The organism is Ruegeria sp. AO1, from assembly GCF_056535985.1.
This window is the reverse complement of sequence record NZ_JBQFJC010000001.1, coordinates 2,972,399-2,990,385: the sequence shown is the minus strand read 5'-3', so window position 1 is coordinate 2,990,385 and position 17,987 is coordinate 2,972,399. Positions and strand designations below refer to the sequence as shown.

Genomic DNA, 17,987 nt, shown 5'->3' with positions numbered 1-17,987 from the left:
TCAGCCTGCAGAGCATCCCTGAATGTCCACAGCGTGGTTGGCGCCCAGAACCGTGATCCGAATCTCGGACCGATCCAGCGCAAAAGGTGCGCCCGAGGCGCTGATCACCTCGGATCGGGCAATCAGTGTGCCACCCTGCCGCTGCGTTTCGGGTTGCGAGGCCCAAAGGACCGGGTTCCCCGGCTCGATCACCGCAACCTCTTGCCCGCCGGCCGAAGGCATGGTCACCCGCGCCTCGATCTGCATACCGTCCGAGGTTGGGGTCAGATGGCAGCTGGCCTTTGCCACACGCGCTTCGCGGGCCGAGTAGGGGCGTTGCGCCAAAGCGGCTGCGATTGCGGGGTTGCGACCTGCATCAGAGTCAACCTTGTGGTCGAAATCTAGACGCTGCGGGATGCAAACGTCCTTGCACACCCCCAGATCCATCTCACCCCGCAGGCGCACAGGTTTGGCGGGGTTCTTTGGGGTAATCTCGACCGGCAGTACCAGTTGATCCTCGTAGCCGATGGATTTCAGGCCGTTCTGGTCGAAAATCTCGGGCGCGGGCCAGGTGATACGCACGTCCCCCACGTTTCCGGACCCGCTCCAATCGAATTGCGGCGGGATCCCGGCGTCGCCCGGCGCACGCCAATAGGTTTTCCACCCCTCTTTCAGGGTCAGGCGCAGCGCGCCCAGATAGGTCCCATTGGCCGTGCGTCCTCCGTCCAGAACATCCAGCGCAACAACGCCGTCCAAACCCTGCGCCGAGGCGGGTGCGGACAGGCCCAGACAGGCGAGCAGAAGGGCAACCGAAGATTTCATGCGAGTCATCATACCCCATTACATGCGCCGTGCGGACCTGAAATCCAAGTCACGTTCGGGTCACCTGTGTGAAATCTGCTGAAATCAGCTTTGCTCCCTTGCCAATACCAGTGCCGCAGGTTCATTGTTTAGGGGTAACGAGCAAGAGAAACCTCGCATGGACCTGACCGGAAAACTGTTGATTGCGATGCCGGGGATGGGCGATCCGCGCTTTGATCACTCGGTTGTGTATATCTGCAGCTACGGCGACGATGGGGCGATGGGGTTGATCATCAACAAACCCTCTGATCTGCGGTTCAAAACCCTGCTGGGGCAGCTCAACATCCCGTGTCGCATTCCTATCATAGGCGAGCGTCTGGTGCATTTTGGAGGCCCGGTCGAGATGTCGCGTGGCTTTGTTCTGCATAGCTCCGACTACGATGCGAACCTGCATTCGATGCAGATTTCGGATGACTTCAGCATGACGGCCACGCTGGATGTGCTGGAGGATATGGCCGCTGGGCGTGGCCCGCTGAACGCGATGCTGACGCTGGGCTATTCCGGCTGGGGCCCCGGCCAACTGGAGGATGAGATCGCGATGAATGGCTGGCTGACGGCGGATGCATCCTCGGAGTTGGTGTTCGATGTGCCCGATGACGACAAATGGGAAAAGGCCCTGGCTACGCTGGGTGTCGACCCGCTGACCCTATCGGCCAGCGCAGGCCGTGCCTAGCTAACTGTCGCGCGGCGCGGCGGCGCGGCGTAGACGGTCATTGATCGCAGCCCCCAGCCCATGATCGGGGATCGGTGAGACGGCGATCGGACGTCCGGTTTCATTCAGGCTGTGTAGCGCGGCGAACAGATTGGCCGCAGCCTCGGTCAGATTGCTTGTTTCAGACAGGTTCATGTCACAGGCGATCGGGCCGAACCCCAACAAAACCTCATCCCCTTGCACGGTTTCGGCATTCAACCTGACCGGTGCATCTGGCGCGTAGTGCGACTGCAACTGCCCCGGAGCGGTCAGCATATCTCCCGCTTTGTGCAGGTGAAGACGGGTGTTCAGGACGGTCTCGATCTGTTCCAGCGCGACGCCTCCGGGGCGCAGCAGGCTGGGCTCTCCGGCCAGTCCGACGATGGTGGATTCCAACCCGACACCGCAGGGGCCGTCATCCAGAACGGCGGCGATCCGACCACCCAAGCCCGCATGAACATGTGCTGCCGTCGTTGGGCTAATCTGACCCGAGGGATTGGCCGATGGCGCCGCAACCGGCCCGTCAACTGCCGCCAGCAAAGCGCGCGCCGTGGGATGCGCAGGCACGCGAACGGCCAAAGTATCCAACCCTGCAGTAACCAGCGATGACACACCGTGCCCCGGCTTCAGCGGCAGAACCAAGGTCAGCGGACCGGGCCAGAACGCATTCGCCAAACGCTCGGCCTGATCCGACCACTGCACAAACCGCTGCGCCGCCTCGATCGAGGCGACATGGGCGATCAGTGGATTGAAACTTGGACGACCCTTGGCCTCGTAAATCCGGGCCACGGCCTCACCGTCTCTAGCATCACCTCCCAGGCCATAGACCGTCTCGGTCGGGAAGGCGACCAATAGGCCCTGACGCAAAAGATCTGCAGCACGGGCGATGCCGTTGGGGTCGGCTGTCAGCTCAAGAGTGGTGGGGATCATATCTGGTGACGCCGCGTTTTGGTTGCTTGCAACATGGGGAAGAGTAGGTAATCCCAATACGCAAAGATGCATACCGGCGCTGATCGCAGATTCCAAGTGCGGCCGTGCCGACAGACCGCAAGGGAAGCCATGCCATACCGCGCCCCAGTTTCTGACTATGAATTCCTGTTCCGCCATGTGGTGGGTCTCGATCAGATCACGGCCACCGAGAGATTCGCTGATGCGACCCCGGATGTAGTCAGCGCGATCCTTACGGAAGCGGGAAAGATGTGCGAAGAGGTTCTCGCCCCGCTGCAACGCCCCGGTGATCTGGAACCGGCGCGGTTGGAAAACGGCGTTGTTCGCACCTCACCCGGATACTCGGAAGGTTGGAAAGCCATCGCGGAAGGCGGCTGGATCGGGATGAGCGGCAGCCCTGACTATGGCGGCATGGGCCTGCCCATGGCCGTCACTTCGGCGGTCAATGAGATGATGAGCGCGGCCTGCCTGTCACTGCAGGTGGCCCCCTTGATGTCGCAGGGTCAGATCGAAGCGCTTGAGGCGCATGCCAGTGACGAGCTCAAGGCGCTGTACCTACCCAAGCTGATGTCTGGCGCCTTTTCGGGCACGATGAACCTGACCGAGCCGCAGGCCGGGTCAGATGTAGGTGCTTTGACGACACGGGCAGAGCCCAATGGTGACGGCACTTATGCGGTCACCGGGCAGAAGATCTATATCTCCTGGGGCGACAACGATTTCTGCGAGAATATCTGCCATCTGGTTCTGGCCCGTCTGCCCGACGCGGTTCCGGGCACCAAGGGGATTTCGCTGTTCCTGGTGCCGAAATACCTGCCCGACGCACAAGGTAACCCCGGCGCGGCCAATGACCTGAGCGTGGTGTCGCTGGAACACAAGTTGGGTCTCCATGGCTCTCCGACCTGTGTGATGCAGTATGACGGGGCCACGGGTTGGCTGGTCGGGCAAGAGCACGGCGGTATGGCGGCCATGTTCACCATGATGAACAACGCACGTCTGGGTGTCGGCGGTGAGGGTGTTGGCGTCGCCGAGGGCGCGTATCAGCGCGCGCTGGCCTATGCGATGGAGCGGAAACAGGGCAAGACGCCCTCGGGCACGATCATCGACCACGCGGACGTGCGCCGGATGCTGACCGAAATGCGGGCGGATGTATTTGCGGCGCGAGCAATCATGCTGGCGAATGCCGCAGCGATTGATATGGCGCACGCGACCGGAGATACCGACTGGGCCGCACGAGCTGCTCTGCTGACCCCGATTGGCAAGGCCTTTGGCACCCAGACCGGGATGCGCGTCGCCGAGACCGGTGTACAGGTTCATGGTGGCATGGGTTTCGTCGAAGAAACAGGGGCGGCCCAGTATTACCGCGATGTCCGCGTAACCGCGATCTATGAAGGCACCAACGGCATTCAGGCGATGGATTTGGTCGCCCGCAAGATGATGGATGGCGGAGACGCTGCCGCCAGCTTGCTCGATGAGATTGAAGATCGCGCCGAACAGGCCCGCTCCAAGATGCCCGATCTCGCCGGTCCGGTGTGGGAGGCCACGGAATCCCTGCGCGAAGCGACCGAGTGGATGGTGGCGCAGGACAATATGAACGCGCGCTTTGCGGGTGCCGCAGCCTACCTGCGCGCCTTTGCGCGGGTTTTGGGCGGGCACTACCATCTGGCCGCAGCCCTTGCCGATCCGGATGGCCCGCGGGCGCGACTGGCGCGATACTACATCAATGCCTTGCTGCCCGAATATCTCGGTCTGCTGGCGCAGGCGCAGAACGGGGCGGATGACCTATTCGCACTCAGCGCCGAGGATCTGGGCGCGTGATGGACGGCGTGGAGCCATCGGGCATCCGATATCCGTGGCCCGAGCCGCCCGCCCCCGGTGAAGCCATCGAGATAGCCGAGGGCGTCTTGTGGATGCGCTTGCCGCTCCCAATGGCGCTCGACCATGTGAATATCTATGCGCTGGATGACGGTGACGGGTGGACGGTGATTGATACCGGGATGTCCTCGAACAAGACCCGTCGCATCTGGGCTGAGTTGATGTCGGGCCCTCTGGCCGGAAAGCCCATTCGGCGCGCTGTTGTCACCCATCACCACCCCGACCACGTGGGCAATGCAGGCTGGTTTCAGGCCGAACATGGGGTCGAGCTGGTGACAAGCCGCACCGCTTGGCTGTTTTCGCGGATGCTGACGCTGGACGTGCAGGAAAACTGGCCGCAGGAGACGCTGAATTTCTACCAAAGCGCCGGGATGGACCCTGCGTTTTTGGAAAAGCGCAAGGCCGATCGTCCGTTCAACTTTGCCGATACGGTCTATCCCATGCCCCTCGGCTTCACGCGGGTCAAACAGGGTGACGTGATCCGCATCGGTGGGCGCGACTGGGACGTGCATATGGGCAACGGTCACGCGCCCGAACATCTAACACTCTGGAGCCGCGACGATCATCTGGTGCTGAGTGGCGATCAGATACTCGGCTCTATCAGTCCCAATCTGGGCGTCTATGCGACCGAACCTATGGCCGATCCGGTCTCCGATTGGATCGAGGCTTGCGAACGGCTGCAAAAACTGGCCCGCCCGGATCATCTTGTTCTGGGGGGCCACAAGCTGCCCTTCACCGGTCTGCCGCTGCGTATGCGTCAGCTGATCGAGAACCACCACGGTGCGTTGGAGCGTCTGCTAGCCTATCTAGACCAACCCAAAGCAGCCGCCGAGTGCTTTGCGCCGCTCTTCAAGCGTACCATTCGCGAAGGCGAATACGGGCTGGCGCTGGTTGAAGCGGTTGCACATATGAATCATCTTCATCACACTGGAGCTGTTACCCGGACGCGACGCGCGGACGGGGCGTGGACGTTTCAGCGCAAAGGGTGATGCATGCAGGACAAGATTGAAACCTCGGCTGAGGCTGCCGAAGCGGATGCCCTGCCGCGGTGCTATGAGGTTCACGCAGATTCCGAGGCCGAGTCCGGCACCCAGCCCCTGCCGGGGCAGTTGAAAAAACCTGTTGAAACCAAAAGCGCCGCGCAATGGGCATATGAGCGTCTGATCCTTTATATCCAGAACTTCGAGAAAACACTCGATGGCGATCACGAGGTCGCAATGGGTTTCACCGGAGGTGACGCGGGTGTGATGCGGATTCAGGGGATGGGCTATTTCGACCCAGATATCATCACGTTTTTCGGCTCGGACGGAACGGGCGCGCGAACGCAGCTGGTGCAGCATGTCAGCCAGTTGAACGTGATGCTGCGCGCTTTGCCCAAATCGGTCGAGGACAAGCCCGCCAACCGCATCGGGTTCCGTCTGGCTGCGGATCTCGAAGACAGCTGACTTGCAATTCATGCCTGCACACCCTTGAATGCATGCATCATTCAAGGGTGTTTACATGTCCATTTTTTCAACCGTTACAAATGCCTATTCCGGCGCCTGGGCAAGACGCAGGGTCTTTGTGCCCATCTATCTTGCGGTACGGCTGCTGCTGATCGCGCTGGTCGCACCCGGTGTCGCTCTGGCGGTCAATCTGGCGGTTTCGCTGTCCGATCAAACCGCGCTGACGGATCAGGATATCGCGGCCTTCATCCTCTCGCCCGCCGGTTTCATCGCGGCCATCGTGGTGCTGAGCCTTTTTCTATTGGCCGAGGTGTTTGTCTTCGCGGTCATGGCAGCCTCTTTGAGGATGGGAGAGGCCGATCCGTGGCGCGCGGGCAGTGCGGCGATCGGTTTGGTTCTGTCGCGCCTGCCATCGCTATTCGGCTTTGCGGCCCGGTTCATTTTGCGGGTTTTGCTATTGGCGCTGCCGTTTCTGGCGGTTGCCGCGTTGATCGCAAGGTGGACGCTGACCGAATACGACATCAACTACTACCTGACCTTCCACCCGCCCGCCTTTATGGTGGCTGTGGCCCTGATCGGCGCGGTGGCTCTGGCCATGGCTTGGGTGCTGATCCGCAAGCTGTCGGGCTGGGCTCTGTCACTTCATCTGGTGCTGTTTGAAAACGTCCACCCGGCGCATGTGTTCAATATCAGCGCGTCCCGGATGGAGGGCAAACGCGGGCGCTTGAAATTGGCCTTGGTCGCATGGCTGGCGATGCGCCTCGCGATTGCAGCGGCGATTGCATGGGTGGCCGGGCTTTTGTTTGGACTGGTGCCGTTGCAAGGCAGCAGTAACCTAAAATTGGCGCTGACCTATAGCCTCGCGATCGCGGGGCTGTGGTCTCTGGCCGGGCTGGTGCTGGCCGCTTCTGCGCTGGGCGCATTGGCGGTTCTGCTAGACAAGTTCTTTGAACCTCAGACGGATGAGCCACCCCACCCCGCGCCGCGCCGCATACAGGCCTCGCTGTTCACAGCGGTCGGGCTGGCGGCAGCTGCCCTTCTGCTGGGTGGCTGGTTCGGCCACAATCTGCTGGAACGCGTTCAAGCCGAGGATCATGCCGATGTTATCGGCCACCGGGGGGCTGCGGCGCTGCGGCCCGAAAACACCATGGCTTCGGTTCTTAAGGCGATCGAAGATGGCGCGGATTGGGTTGAGATCGACGTTCAGGAAACAGCCGATGGCGTTGTCATCGTGGCCCATGACAGTGACTTCATGAAACTGGCCGGGGTTCCGACAAAGATCTGGGACGCCACGATGGAGGATGTGGAAACCATCGACATCGGCAGCTGGTTTGGCCCTGAATATGCCGACCAACGCACCCCAACCCTGCGTGAGGTGCTGGAGGCGACAAAAGGCAAATCCAAAGTCATTATCGAGCTAAAATATTACGGCCACGATGTCGATCTGGAAAACCGGGTCGCCGCGTTGGTCGAAGAATTCGATATGCAGGACGACATTGCCACCATGTCGCTGAAATATCCGGCCGTGCAAAAGATGAAGGCGCTGCGCCCGGATTGGCGCGCGGGTGTGCTGGCTGCGACGGCGGTGGGCAATCTGGCGGGGCTGGAAGGCGATTTTGTTGCGGTGAACGCGGCAACTGTGTCTCCGGGACTGATCCGCTCGGTCCACGCGGCGGGGAAGGAGATCTATGTCTGGACGGTGAACGACCCGCTGCAGATGTCGGCGATGGCCTCGATGGGGGTGGACGGGCTGATTACGGACCGTCCCGCCATGGCGCGCGAGGTTCTACGCGTCCGCGCCGAAATGGGCCCTGCCGAACGCGTGCTGCTTTGGCTGGCCACAACCTTCGGCATGACCGTCGATACCGAGGCGATGCGCGATGACAGCCCATAAACTGGCGCTGGGCCTGGTCTTGCTGGCCAGCCCGGCCACGTCTCAAGACCTGATGCGCGCGGTCGAGATGCCCTCTCACCGTGCAATGATTGCACAACGCGGCGATGCCGAGCTGATCCCGTTCGAAACTGATGGATGCTCGGGCGGCTTGTCGGCCAGTTGGCGCTGGGTGGCCGATACGTTCCCTCAGATCGGCGAGTTGTATCAGGAACATCCGCCCTGGGAGTACTGCTGCGTGACCCATGACCGCGCCTATCACAACGCCGGTGGCGCGCAGACGGCCGCTGTAAGCTATGATGCACGCCTTGCTGCCGATCAGGCTTTGCAGGTCTGTGTCGAAACCCATGGCGAGACCCACGCGCAGGCCTATGCGGAACGCTATGACATGACGCCCGAGCAGATCCGCTCGGTCCATTCGCTGACCTCGGACGCCCTCTACGGCGCGGTCCGATTCGGTGGCGGCCCCTGCAGCGGACTGCCGTGGCGCTGGGGATTTGGCTATCCGGGGTGTTTTGTGTTGGGTGACAGGGCCCCTGCGCTGGAATGACGTGGTGACAGGCCTGAAATTTTCGATTATCCAGCGATAAAACACGCGAACTGGGAATCTGAGACTCATGGCTGAACACAAGCACGGCGAAATGGACATCACCGTTCAAACCAAAACCTTTGAGGGCTTCATCAAGGCCACCGTCTGGTGCTGCGTCGCCATCGCGATACTGGCGTTCCTGCTGGCGCTTTACGCTTCCTAAATCTTTCGGGGTCGACCGTGTTCAGGATTTTGATCGCCTGCCTTTTGGCGGCAACAGTGGCTGGCTGCGCGAATTCTAAACGCCCTCAGGCAGATCAGGCTGAGATCGTATCGCGGTCCTATCGTGATCCGGGGCCGTCGACCCTGACGCTCTATACGATGATCAACACGCGCTCCGGTTCGGGGGCGCATACCTCGTTGATGATCGGTGCCAGCGAGAGGGTGATTTTTGACCCAGCAGGCTCGTTCCGGGCGGATATCGTTCCGGTGCGGGATGATGTTCTCTATGGCATCACGCCAGCGGTTGAGCGTGCCTATCGCAGCTCTCACGCGCGCGAGACGCATTTTGCCCGCATCCAGACCATTCAGGTTACGCCGCAACAAGCCGAGATCGCGCTGCAATTGGCCAAGCAGACCGGGCCTGTCGCAGGATCTTTTTGCGCAAATTCCACCGCGCGGCTGTTGCAGCAGGTGCCCGGATTCGAGCAGATCGAAGTGACCTTCTTTCCGATCAAACTTTCGGAACAGTTCGCTGAAATTCCCGGTGTCATCACTGAAGAATATCGCGAGAATGACGATGCCGATCTGCAAAAAGGTCTGGCAGCCAATAACGCCGCTCTGAACCAGCTGGACGCAGCTTCAAGCCAGTAGATATAGCAGACCGTAAAGTGTGGCCGCGCCGGAAAAGATCGCGGCCAGCACGTTTTTAGTGAACACTCCAACAGACAGCGTCACTGCCGCAGCCGCCAATCGGGCCGCATCGGGTTGGCCCTCGGTCGCGGCGGGCCACACGACCAGCGGCGCGATCAGCGCGGGCAGGATCGCCACGGCGGTGTAGCGCAGGTGGCGCAGCAGCCGGGGTGGCATCGGGCGGTCTCCGACAAAGCCGATGAACACAAAGCGCAGGGTAAAGCTGCCGATGGCCAGGCCGATAATGACGGTCCACATGGTGGTGGGGTCGATCTGCGTCATGCGTGCGCCTTTCTACGATCCAAGATCACCTCGGCCTGAGCACCTGCGATCATGCCTGCGGTTCCGGCGATCAGCAGGCCCAGATTGAACGGCACGCTCACAGCTAGCAATGACACGACCAGCGCCACAAGGGCCGCAATGACATGGGGAAGCGTCCGCATCATCGGCCCCAGCATGGCCAGAAAGGTAATCGGCAGGGCGAAATCCAAAGCCCAGCTCTCGGGAATCCGGGTGCCCAAAACCGCGCCCAGATAGGTAGCCAGAATCCAGCACGGCGTGATCGGCGTGACCGAGCCGATGAAATAAGCCATGCGCTGCGGCACGGTCATCTTTGGCTCTTTCTCGAACTGCACGATCGAGCAGGCATAGGATTGGTCAACCGTCAGATAGGCGGCGCAGGCCCTCTGCCACATGGGGGCAGCCCCCAGAAACGGCGTCAGTGAGGCTGAATACATCGCCACTCTCAAATTCACCGCAAGAGCCGAGGCCAGCACAATGGCTGTCGGCGCGTTCTCCTGCAGCAATTGCAGGGCGGTGAATTGCGCTGCTCCGGCGAAAACCGTGGCCGAGAAGGCGACGACTTGCACGATATCCAGCCCGGCCTCGGCGGCGAAAACCCCGAATAGGGTTCCAAAGGGAATCGCTACAAAAATGAAGGGTGTCCCGTCGCGAAACCCTTTCCAGAAGTATGACTTGGATGTGGCGTCTGCCATGGCTAAATCCTATGGTATTCGCAGCAGCAGTAGCGGTCTTGGGAAGGGGTTGCAATTGGTGACAGAATTGGATGTCTCGGACTATATCATCGCCCCCGATCCCGGCGCGGCCCGTTTGACGCGCGCCGTTGAAGGCGTGGACCAGAATGGCGAAGTCAGCCAGATTTCGGTGGTCGAGGAGCGCCCGCTGACGATTTTCCTCAATTCCCAGGAAATCGTGACCGCAATGACCATTGGCGACTATCCCGAGTATCTGGCGCTGGGTTTCCTGCGCAATCAGGGGATGCTGCTGGTTGATGATGAAATCACACGGGTCGACTATGACGATGACCTTGAAACAGTAGTGGTGCGGACGGCCCGTGAAACCTCGTATGAGGACAAACTGAAGAAAAAGACACGCACCAGTGGCTGCGCCGTTGGCACGGTCTTTGGGGACATGATGGAGGGGTTGGAGGACGTGCGCCTGCCGCAAGTGTCGGTCCGGACCTCGTGGCTTTACGATCTGGCCGCCAAGATCAATCGCACGCCGTCTTTGTACCTCGAGGCCGGTGCGATCCATGGCACGGTTCTCTGCCGTGAAAACCGACCGCTTGTGTATATGGAAGATGTAGGCCGCCACAACGCCGTCGACAAAATCGCAGGCTGGATGCTGTCCGAGAACGAGACGGCGGAGGACAAGATCCTCTACACAACCGGGCGTTTGACCTCAGAAATGGTGATCAAAACGGCGATGATGGGCATTCCGGTTCTGGCCTCCCGGTCCGGTTTCACTGCCTGGGGCGTCGAGATCGCCCGCGAGGTCGGCCTAACCCTGATCGGTCGCATGCGCGGGCAGCGCTTTGTGTGCCTGTCCGGCGAGGATCGCCTGCTGCGCGACGTGGACCCGGCGAGCGTGGCCGTCGAGGAAAAGAAACATCGCAGGAAGAGCGCGGGATGATTGAAATGCTCGCAGGGCTTGAAGAGTTGCTGGTCCTCCCGATCCTCTGTGCCACGATGCTCTATTCCTTTAAGTACCAATATGCGGATGAGCTGGCGATAGATATGGCGCTGGCGACCTATCCCGACGAGGTGATGGATCAGCTTGGATGGGGCGCTTTGACCGATTTGATCGCAACCTCTCGTGCGCCCGGTAGCTCATCGCAGCAAAAGTCGACGCGTCTGCGTATCTTTTTTTGGGGACTTCCCGCGCTGAAAGGGCTGGATAGGTCGACCCGAACCGCGGCGCGGCGATATCGGCTGAACACCGCGGCCATGTTTCTTTCGGGATTTCTGGTCGCCAGCATTTGGTCTTTCTGGTTGGGTGGTCTTCTGGTTTTGTTTGTTGTCGTCATCTTTTTACGAACACCGAACTGGCCCACGCTGAAAGGACTGACAACATGACCAAACCCCTCGGAGTGATCCTCGCAGGTGGCCTTGCGACCCGGATGGGCGGTGGAGACAAAGGGCTTTTGCAGATCGGCGGGCAGAGCTTGTTGTCTCATGTCATCGACCGGCTCGGTCCGCAGGTGGATGACCTCGCGTTGAACGCCAATGGTGATGCAGCGCGGTTTGCGGAAGTGAATCTTCCCGTCTTGCCGGACACGATTGAGGGGTTTGCAGGCCCCTTGGCGGGGGTTCTAGCTGGGCTGGATTGGGCGGCAGAGCAAGGGGCGGAAAGTATCGTCACCGCCGCCGCAGACACGCCGTTCTTCCCGCGTGATTTGGTTGCGCGGCTGACCGAGGCTGCTCAAGGTCAAACGCACCCTTTGGTCCTTGCCACGACGCCCCGCACCGGGGACGAGGCCTTGAAGTCAGGCGGCAAACGGGTCAACCGGCACCCGACATTTGGCCTCTGGCCCGTGGCGCTGCGAGATGATCTACGTACCGCTTTGAACGACGGGCTGCGTAAGGTCGTACTGTGGACCGACAAGCATGACGGGCGCGAGGCGCTTTTCCCCGCTGACCCGTTCGATCCGTTCTTCAATGTCAACACACCGGACGACCTTGCACGCGCTGAAAAACTGTTGGAGCAGGCATGAGGGTCTACGGCGTCACCGGCTGGAAGAACGCAGGCAAAACCGGGCTGATGGAGCGGCTGGTGGCCGAGATCACCGGACGCGGCTACAGCGTCTCGACCGTCAAACACGCGCATCATTCCTTTGACGTCGACCAACCGGGTCGCGACAGCCATCGCCACAGAATGGCAGGCGCCAACGAAGTTCTTTTGGCCTCGGGTCAACGCGTTGCCCTCATGCAGGAATTGCGCGGCGCGGAGGAGCCTACGCTGGCCTCTCTGCTCGCCCGTCTCTCGCCAGTCGATCTTGTGTTGATCGAGGGCTATAAACGCCAACGCCACCCCAAGGTCGAAGCCTTCCGCGCCGAGCCGGGCAATGACCTAATCGCCCCGTCGGATGACACGATCCGCGCTGTGGCCAGTGATACTCCGCTGGAGTTGGACCGACCTGTGTTCGATCTGAACGACACGGCGGCCATTGCGGATTTCATCCTTTCCGAGGTTGGTTTGTGAGCTTTTTCGACAGCTTTGCGATGGTCGATTGGTCCGGTGGCAACGACACTGGACCGCGCCCTCGCAAAGACGCCATCTGGGCCTGTGTGGTTCGCGACGGCGCAGTGCAGGCGCTGGACTATCTACGCAATCGGGTGGTCGCCGAGGAGTGGCTGCACAGTCTGATCGACACTGAACTTTCTGCTGGTCGCCGCCTGATGCTGGGGTTTGATTTCCCCTTCAGCTATCCCGCAGGCTTTGCCAAGGCGATCACCGGAACACATGATCCGCTTACCCTGTGGGACTGGTTTGAAGACCAGATCGAGGATTCTCCGACCGCCAACAACCGCTTTGACCTCGCGGGTCAGATCAATGCGGGCTTTGGCGGGAAAGGCCCGTTCTGGATGAATGGACTGCGGCGCGACATCGCCGGGTTGCCGCGCACGAAACAGGACTATCACAACCCGTTTCCGGATCGACGAAAGGTCGAGCATTTAGCCAAAGGCAGCTTTACCTGCTGGCAAATGGCTGGGGCAGGGGCAGTCGGTGGGCAGGTGATGATGGGCCTGCCGGTGTTGAACCGGCTACGCCACGCCTTCGCGGGCGAGATCGCCGTTTGGCCCTTTCAGCCGCTGGACAAGCCGGTGGCGTTTGTCGAGATCTGGCCCTCGCTCAACCTTGGTGCAGCGCCGCCGGATCGGATCAAGGATGCGTGGCAGGTCGAACAGGTTGCCTTGACTCTGTCGCGGATGACGGATCAGGAATTGGACAGTCAGTTGAACGTTTCAGCCTCAGAGGAGGGGTGGATCTTGGGTGTAGCGCAGGACAAACCGAACATATCGCCTCCGCCATTGCGAAACGATTGTTTTGCCTTACCCGCCGGGGTGAATTGGACGCCCGTGGATGACGCGCTCGCGTTGCTGCGGGATCGTTTGCGCCCCGTCACAGGGGCCGAGGTGGTGCCGCTTGCGCGGTCGATGGGCCGCGTTCTGGCCGAGGACGTGGTAGCGCAGCGTTCGAACCCGCCGCAGCCCAACACGGCAGTAGATGGCTATGGGTTTGCAGGCCCCGTGACCGAAGGCGCGCAGGTGATGCCACTGACCGAGGGGCGCGCCGCGGCGGGTATTCCGTTCGATGGCACGGTTCCCTCAGGCCACGCGTTGCGCATCCTGACCGGCGCGGCTCTGCCAGAAGGCGTGGACACGGTCATTCTGGAAGAGGACGTGACGGTTCGGGACGGCCACATTGCCTTTCACGGCCCGTTGAAGCAGGGCGCAAACACGCGTCGCGCGGGTGAGGATGTTTCAGCGGGCGAGGTGGCTCTGACAGCCGGTCGTAAGCTGACACCGGCCGACATGGCGCTATTGTCGGCGGTCGGTACTTCCGAGGTGCCCGTACGCAAACCTCTGCGCGTGGCCGTTCTGTCCACCGGGGATGAGATTGTCGAGCCGGGCGAGACAGTCGGCATCGGGCAGATATTTGACGCGAACAGGCCGATGCTGCTGTCTTTGATCGACCGCATGGGATTTGTGCCGGTCGATCTGGGACGTGTCGCCGACGACCGCGACACCCTGCGGGCGAGGTTGGATCAGGCCGCAACGCAGGCCGATGTAATCCTAACCAGCGGCGGCGCTTCGGCGGGGGATGAGGACCATGTCTCGGCCCTGCTGCGCGAGGCGGGCGCAATGCAGGAATGGCGGATTGCGCTCAAACCCGGCCGCCCTCTGGCACTGGGTATGTGGTCGGGTACGCCGGTTTTTGGCCTGCCCGGCAACCCGGTGGCCGCCAAGGTCTGTACGTTGATCTTCGCCCGCCCGGCCCTGTGCCAGATGTCAGGGCAGGGATGGGCAGAGCCACAAGGATTCGAGGTCCCCGCCAGTTTTGAAAAACGCAAGAAACCCGGTCGCCGCGAATACCTACGCGCCCGTATTCGTGAAGGGCGGGTTGAGGTTTTTCACTCGGAAGGCTCCGGCCGGATCAGCGGGCTAAGCTGGGCCGAGGGTCTGGTCGAGATCGAAGACGGCGCGCGCCATATCCAGCCGGGCGACCCGGTGCGCTTTATCCCTTACGGCAGTTTTGGGCTGTGACGGTCACGGTTTCCAAAGGCTTTAGCGAGGCTGAAAGACCCCAAGCCGCTGCCCTGTTCTGGCAGGCCTTTGCGGCCAAGCTGTACAAGGTGATGGGGCCGGATGAAAGAGGTTTGGCCTTCTTTGAAACGGCCCTCGACCCGGAATTCGCGCTGGTTGCGCGTGATGCTGAAGGCCGGATGCTGGGCCTTGCGGGCTTCAAGACCAACAAAGGCGGCTTGGCGGGCGGCAGCCTGTCGGACCTTGCCCGCGTCTATGGCTGGTTCGGATCGATCTGGCGCGGCGTGGTTCTGAGCGTGTTGGAGCGCGATCTGCAGCCGGGTGTGTTCCAGATGGACGGCATCTTTGTCGCGGCTGAGGCCCGCGGGAGGGGCATTGGCACAACACTGCTCTCTGCCATCAAGGCTGAGGCGCAGCGCCGTGGTATGGCCGAAGTGCAGTTGGATGTGATCGATACCAATCCACGCGCGCAGGCCTTGTACGAGCGCGAAGGGTTCAAACCTGTGGGTATTGAGAAGACCGGCCCATTTCGGCACCTGTTCGGCTTCAGCCGCGCCACCAAGATGAGCTGGCCTGTACCTGCTGCCTAGTCGAAGGTGCCAGCCACGCGCCCCAACAACATGAAGGCCCGCGCGGTTCTTGTGTCTCCAAGGGCGGTCAGTTCCGCGTCACTGGCATTGGCTTCGAATTCGACGATCATGTTGTCGAAGCGGCGCAGAAAGTGGTGCGCCGCATCCCGGAAAATCGGGTCCTGTTTCATCCGCGCCGCCGTCAACGCCAGCGACGAGCGATCCCGAATCCCACCCAAAGCAGCAACCGAGCGTCCGCGTGCGCCCTGCGCAAACTGACGCCAGACCTCGGGCCGGGCCATATCGGGTCGCAGGTCATCCATATAGATGCCCTCTTGGCTGAGCAGGGTCAGAACATCCTGCGAGGCCTGCACCAGTTTGGATGCTTTTCGATCCTTCAACGCCATCCGAAGCGCGGTGAAGCCCTCGGTGTCTTTCTCGGTTTCGGGGAAGTTCAGCGCGCGGATGAAGGTATCGGTGGTCAGAGGCGGCGTGATCTCTTCAGCGGTGGTGCCCAGTGCCAGCGAGGTTTGCCCGCCCGGCGCAGGTGGGTCGACCTGCAAGGGTTCACGCCGCTTACTGGAAAAGGTGGCCAACGCGTCCTCGGCCTTTTTCGTCACAGCGGCGATTTCGTCCAGCTTCTTGGACACCGTCGGCTCATACGAGCTGGCGGCGCGCTGTTGCTGAACGACATAGGCTTGACGGATTGCATCAATCGCGGTTTGCAACCGTGCGCTTTCCTCGCGCATGACGCGACTGGCACGCATCGCCGTTGCGGCAACCCAGATCATCGCTACCGGCAAGAAAACCGCCAATAGGGTCACAATGAACCCGCCACCCTGTGTCTGGTCGGGCAGCACAAGGAATACGACCGAGACCACCAGCCAGATGACACTTAGCACCCCGGCCGCAATCTCGATCGAGGTCACAGACGGGCGCTGAGGACGATCATAGATGCCCAGCGAGGTTGGCCGTTCGCTTTCCTGGTCAGGTTGTGGCCCCGACATGACAGACCCTCCGGGTCAGGCGAATTCGATGTTGAGAACTTCGTAAGAGCGGACACCGCCGGGGGTGCGAACCTCGACACTGTCGCCTTCGTCCTTACCAATCAGGGCGCGGGCCATGGGCGATTTGATGTTCAGCAGGCCTTTTTCGATATTGGCCTCGTACTCACCAACGATCTGCCAGGTCTTTTCCTCATCGGTGTCTTCATCGACCAGCGTGACCTTGGCGCCAAACTTGATCGCGCCCGACAGTTTGGCCGGATCAATCACGTCGGCCAGAGACAGGATGCCCTCAAGCTCCTTGATGCGGCCTTCGATGAAGCCCTGCTTTTCACGGGCCGAGTGGTATTCGGCGTTTTCCTTCAAATCACCCAGTTCGCGGGCCGAAGCGATGGCTTCGATGATCGCCGGGCGCTCGACGGATTTGAGGTTTTTCAGCTCCGCCTCGAGCGCGGCATTGCCCGCAGGCGTCATTGGAATCTTTTCCATAATCTTGTTGTCCACGCATAAATTGAGCCGCCCCGCCGCGGGGAAAGCGTCGGGGCGAATGATGGGTCGTTCAGTACCTGACCCAAATGGAGCGTGAAATGCAAGAGGCCAAGAGGGCGTCACACGTCGATTTGCGACTTAACGCCGTTCCGCTGAGGCGGTTCGCGCCTGTGGCGGTGGTCCGGGGGCTTGTTCCTGCGCCACCGCTGTGACGGGGTGCAGAGCCAAAACATCTCAATCATATTGCACCACCTCGAACTCGATCCCGTTGTCATCGTCGAAATAGAACCGCTTGCCCGGCTCATAATCGGCGTGGTTATGCGGTGTAAAACCTGCCGCGCGCACCTTGGCCTCGGTCGCATCGATATCCTCGACCAGAACGCCCACGTGGTTCAGGCCGCCGACCACGTCATAGCTGCTTTCGTTTGATGGCTCGGGGTGTTCGGGACGGTAGAGTGCGAGATAGGTGTGTTTCGTGCCCACATGCACCGTATAGCCGCCCGCCATCGCGGCGCCTTCCCAGCGGATGTCCCATCCAAACACTTTATGCATCCACGCGGCCGAAGCCTTGGGATCGTTGACGGTGAAATTGGTGTGTTCAAGCGTGGCCATCATGGCAGGTCCTTTCATTTTCAGGCTTGTCACGACTCAGCGTAATTTCTAAACCTAACTTTAGGTCAAGGTATTTTTTTGCGAGGGTGAAATGGCAGCTTCCGAAGGTCTGTCGATTGGCGCTTTGGCGCGGCGTACAGGGTTGGCGGTGTCGGCGATCCGGTACTATGAGGCGCAGGGGTTGATCTCGCCCTGGCGCAATGCAGGCGGGCAGCGGCGATATCAACGGGCCGATATCAGGCGGTTGAGCTTTGTGATGATCGCCCAGCAATTCGGTCTGACTCTGCCTGAGATCCGTGAGGTGCTATCGGGCCTGCCTGGTAACCGAACCCCTACGCCGCAGGACTGGAAAGACATCAGCGTCACGCTGCGCGCCCATCTGGATCAGCGAATCAATACCCTGACGCGATTGCGCGACAATCTGGACGGCTGCATCGGCTGTGGGTGCCTCAGCCTGCCAAAATGCGCCCTTTACAACCCCGATGACCGCGCCAAATCACATGGTAGCGGTCCCAGATACCTTATGGGCGACTCGCCAAACACGTGAAGTGTCGAATAGCGGCATTGTTACGCCGTGTTTCGATTGACCTGAGTCTTTCTCACCATGTAATCAGCCGT

At 60.9% G+C, this 17,987-nt stretch carries 22 protein-coding genes; 15 read left to right on the top strand and 7 right to left on the bottom strand.

From position 1 onward, the window contains the following. Positions 1-810, bottom strand: coding sequence for a protein-disulfide reductase DsbD domain-containing protein (locus ACR3FB_RS14870; RefSeq protein WP_480541167.1), 810 nt, complete (start codon positions 808-810; stop codon positions 1-3). 148 nt (positions 811-958) lie between these two features. On the opposite strand from ACR3FB_RS14870, the gene ACR3FB_RS14865 reads away from it, so the two are divergent. Further along, complete coding sequence (locus ACR3FB_RS14865) at positions 959-1,513, top strand: YqgE/AlgH family protein (protein WP_170379089.1); 555 nt, start codon at positions 959-961, stop codon at positions 1,511-1,513. On the opposite strand, the gene ACR3FB_RS14860 is transcribed toward ACR3FB_RS14865, so the two are convergent. Continuing rightward, entirely contained in the window at positions 1,514-2,461 is a 948-nt protein-coding gene (locus ACR3FB_RS14860) for an L-threonylcarbamoyladenylate synthase (RefSeq protein ID WP_480566003.1), read from the bottom strand. It lies immediately after the preceding gene. A 129-nt stretch (positions 2,462-2,590) separates the two neighbouring features. Between ACR3FB_RS14860 and ACR3FB_RS14855 the strand changes: the two genes are divergently transcribed. From ACR3FB_RS14855 to ACR3FB_RS14825, 7 genes are all read left to right on the top strand, one after another. Continuing rightward, complete coding sequence (locus ACR3FB_RS14855; protein WP_480566001.1) at positions 2,591-4,294, top strand: acyl-CoA dehydrogenase; 1,704 nt, start codon at positions 2,591-2,593, stop codon at positions 4,292-4,294. Next, positions 4,294-5,340 (top strand): MBL fold metallo-hydrolase, encoded by a 1,047-nt coding sequence (locus ACR3FB_RS14850; RefSeq protein ID WP_480566495.1) that lies wholly within the window; start codon positions 4,294-4,296, stop codon positions 5,338-5,340. The genes ACR3FB_RS14855 and ACR3FB_RS14850 overlap by 1 nt, the downstream gene beginning before the upstream one ends. Before the next feature lie 3 nt (positions 5,341-5,343). Next, positions 5,344-5,796, top strand: a complete 453-nt coding sequence (locus ACR3FB_RS14845) for a DUF6173 family protein (protein ID WP_170379083.1) — start codon at positions 5,344-5,346, stop codon at positions 5,794-5,796. A 55-nt stretch (positions 5,797-5,851) separates the two neighbouring features. Then, entirely contained in the window at positions 5,852-7,690 is a 1,839-nt protein-coding gene (locus ACR3FB_RS14840) for a glycerophosphodiester phosphodiesterase family protein (RefSeq protein ID WP_480565999.1), read from the top strand. Further along, a complete protein-coding gene (locus tag ACR3FB_RS14835; RefSeq protein ID WP_480565997.1) occupies positions 7,677-8,237 on the top strand; it encodes a hypothetical protein in 561 nt (186 codons plus the stop codon). Before ACR3FB_RS14840 ends, ACR3FB_RS14835 begins: the two co-directional genes overlap by 14 nt. Before the next feature lie 67 nt (positions 8,238-8,304). Beyond that, positions 8,305-8,439, top strand: coding sequence for an aa3-type cytochrome c oxidase subunit IV (locus ACR3FB_RS14830; RefSeq protein WP_170379077.1), 135 nt, complete (start codon positions 8,305-8,307; stop codon positions 8,437-8,439). A 17-nt stretch (positions 8,440-8,456) separates the two neighbouring features. Further along, the gene (locus ACR3FB_RS14825; RefSeq protein ID WP_170379075.1) at positions 8,457-9,089 is read left to right on the top strand and encodes a hypothetical protein; all 633 of its coding nucleotides are present in this window, start codon (positions 8,457-8,459) and stop codon (positions 9,087-9,089) included. Here ACR3FB_RS14825 and ACR3FB_RS14820 read toward each other — a convergent pair. Both ACR3FB_RS14820 and ACR3FB_RS14815 read right to left on the bottom strand, forming a co-directional pair. Further along, entirely contained in the window at positions 9,078-9,410 is a 333-nt protein-coding gene (locus ACR3FB_RS14820; protein ID WP_480565995.1) for an AzlD domain-containing protein, read from the bottom strand. The two genes, ACR3FB_RS14825 and ACR3FB_RS14820, sit on opposite strands and share 12 nt — an antisense overlap. After that, entirely contained in the window at positions 9,407-10,123 is a 717-nt protein-coding gene (locus tag ACR3FB_RS14815; protein WP_170379071.1) for an AzlC family ABC transporter permease, read from the bottom strand. The genes ACR3FB_RS14820 and ACR3FB_RS14815 overlap by 4 nt, the downstream gene beginning before the upstream one ends. Positions 10,124-10,172: 49 nt before the next feature. Between ACR3FB_RS14815 and ACR3FB_RS14810 the strand changes: the two genes are divergently transcribed. From ACR3FB_RS14810 to ACR3FB_RS14785, 6 genes are read left to right on the top strand one after another with little or no spacing between them, the layout of a single operon-like run. Further along, positions 10,173-11,060 (top strand): formate dehydrogenase accessory sulfurtransferase FdhD, encoded by an 888-nt coding sequence (locus tag ACR3FB_RS14810; protein ID WP_480566493.1) that lies wholly within the window; start codon positions 10,173-10,175, stop codon positions 11,058-11,060. Beyond that, on the top strand, positions 11,057-11,503 hold the full coding sequence (locus ACR3FB_RS14805) for a hypothetical protein (protein WP_480565993.1): 447 nt from the start codon (positions 11,057-11,059) through the stop codon (positions 11,501-11,503). The genes ACR3FB_RS14810 and ACR3FB_RS14805 overlap by 4 nt, the downstream gene beginning before the upstream one ends. Beyond that, the gene (gene mobA / locus ACR3FB_RS14800; protein WP_425084339.1) at positions 11,500-12,141 is read left to right on the top strand and encodes a molybdenum cofactor guanylyltransferase MobA; all 642 of its coding nucleotides are present in this window, start codon (positions 11,500-11,502) and stop codon (positions 12,139-12,141) included. Before ACR3FB_RS14805 ends, mobA begins: the two co-directional genes overlap by 4 nt. Beyond that, the gene (gene mobB, locus ACR3FB_RS14795; protein ID WP_425084338.1) at positions 12,138-12,629 is read left to right on the top strand and encodes a molybdopterin-guanine dinucleotide biosynthesis protein B; all 492 of its coding nucleotides are present in this window, start codon (positions 12,138-12,140) and stop codon (positions 12,627-12,629) included. Before mobA ends, mobB begins: the two co-directional genes overlap by 4 nt. 20 nt (positions 12,630-12,649) lie before the next feature. Beyond that, positions 12,650-14,695, top strand: a complete 2,046-nt coding sequence (locus ACR3FB_RS14790; protein WP_480566491.1) for a molybdopterin-binding protein — start codon at positions 12,650-12,652, stop codon at positions 14,693-14,695. After that, positions 14,692-15,285, top strand: coding sequence for a GNAT family N-acetyltransferase (locus ACR3FB_RS14785; protein ID WP_480565991.1), 594 nt, complete (start codon positions 14,692-14,694; stop codon positions 15,283-15,285). Before ACR3FB_RS14790 ends, ACR3FB_RS14785 begins: the two co-directional genes overlap by 4 nt. Here ACR3FB_RS14785 and ACR3FB_RS14780 read toward each other — a convergent pair. The 3 genes from ACR3FB_RS14780 to ACR3FB_RS14770 form a co-directional block, all read right to left on the bottom strand. Next, complete coding sequence (locus ACR3FB_RS14780; RefSeq protein ID WP_480565989.1) at positions 15,282-16,271, bottom strand: hypothetical protein; 990 nt, start codon at positions 16,269-16,271, stop codon at positions 15,282-15,284. The two genes, ACR3FB_RS14785 and ACR3FB_RS14780, sit on opposite strands and share 4 nt — an antisense overlap. 15 nt (positions 16,272-16,286) lie before the next feature. Then, positions 16,287-16,757 (bottom strand): transcription elongation factor GreA, encoded by a 471-nt coding sequence (gene greA / locus ACR3FB_RS14775; RefSeq protein WP_170379061.1) that lies wholly within the window; start codon positions 16,755-16,757, stop codon positions 16,287-16,289. Between the two features lie 234 nt (positions 16,758-16,991). Next, positions 16,992-17,372: a VOC family protein gene (locus ACR3FB_RS14770; RefSeq protein ID WP_170480896.1), complete on the bottom strand. Its 381-nt coding sequence runs from the start codon at positions 17,370-17,372 to the stop codon at positions 16,992-16,994. Positions 17,373-17,460: 88 nt separating this feature from the next. Between ACR3FB_RS14770 and soxR the strand changes: the two genes are divergently transcribed. After that, a complete protein-coding gene (gene soxR, locus ACR3FB_RS14765) occupies positions 17,461-17,916 on the top strand; it encodes a redox-sensitive transcriptional activator SoxR (RefSeq protein ID WP_170721276.1) in 456 nt (151 codons plus the stop codon). Positions 17,917-17,987 lie beyond the last annotated feature (71 nt).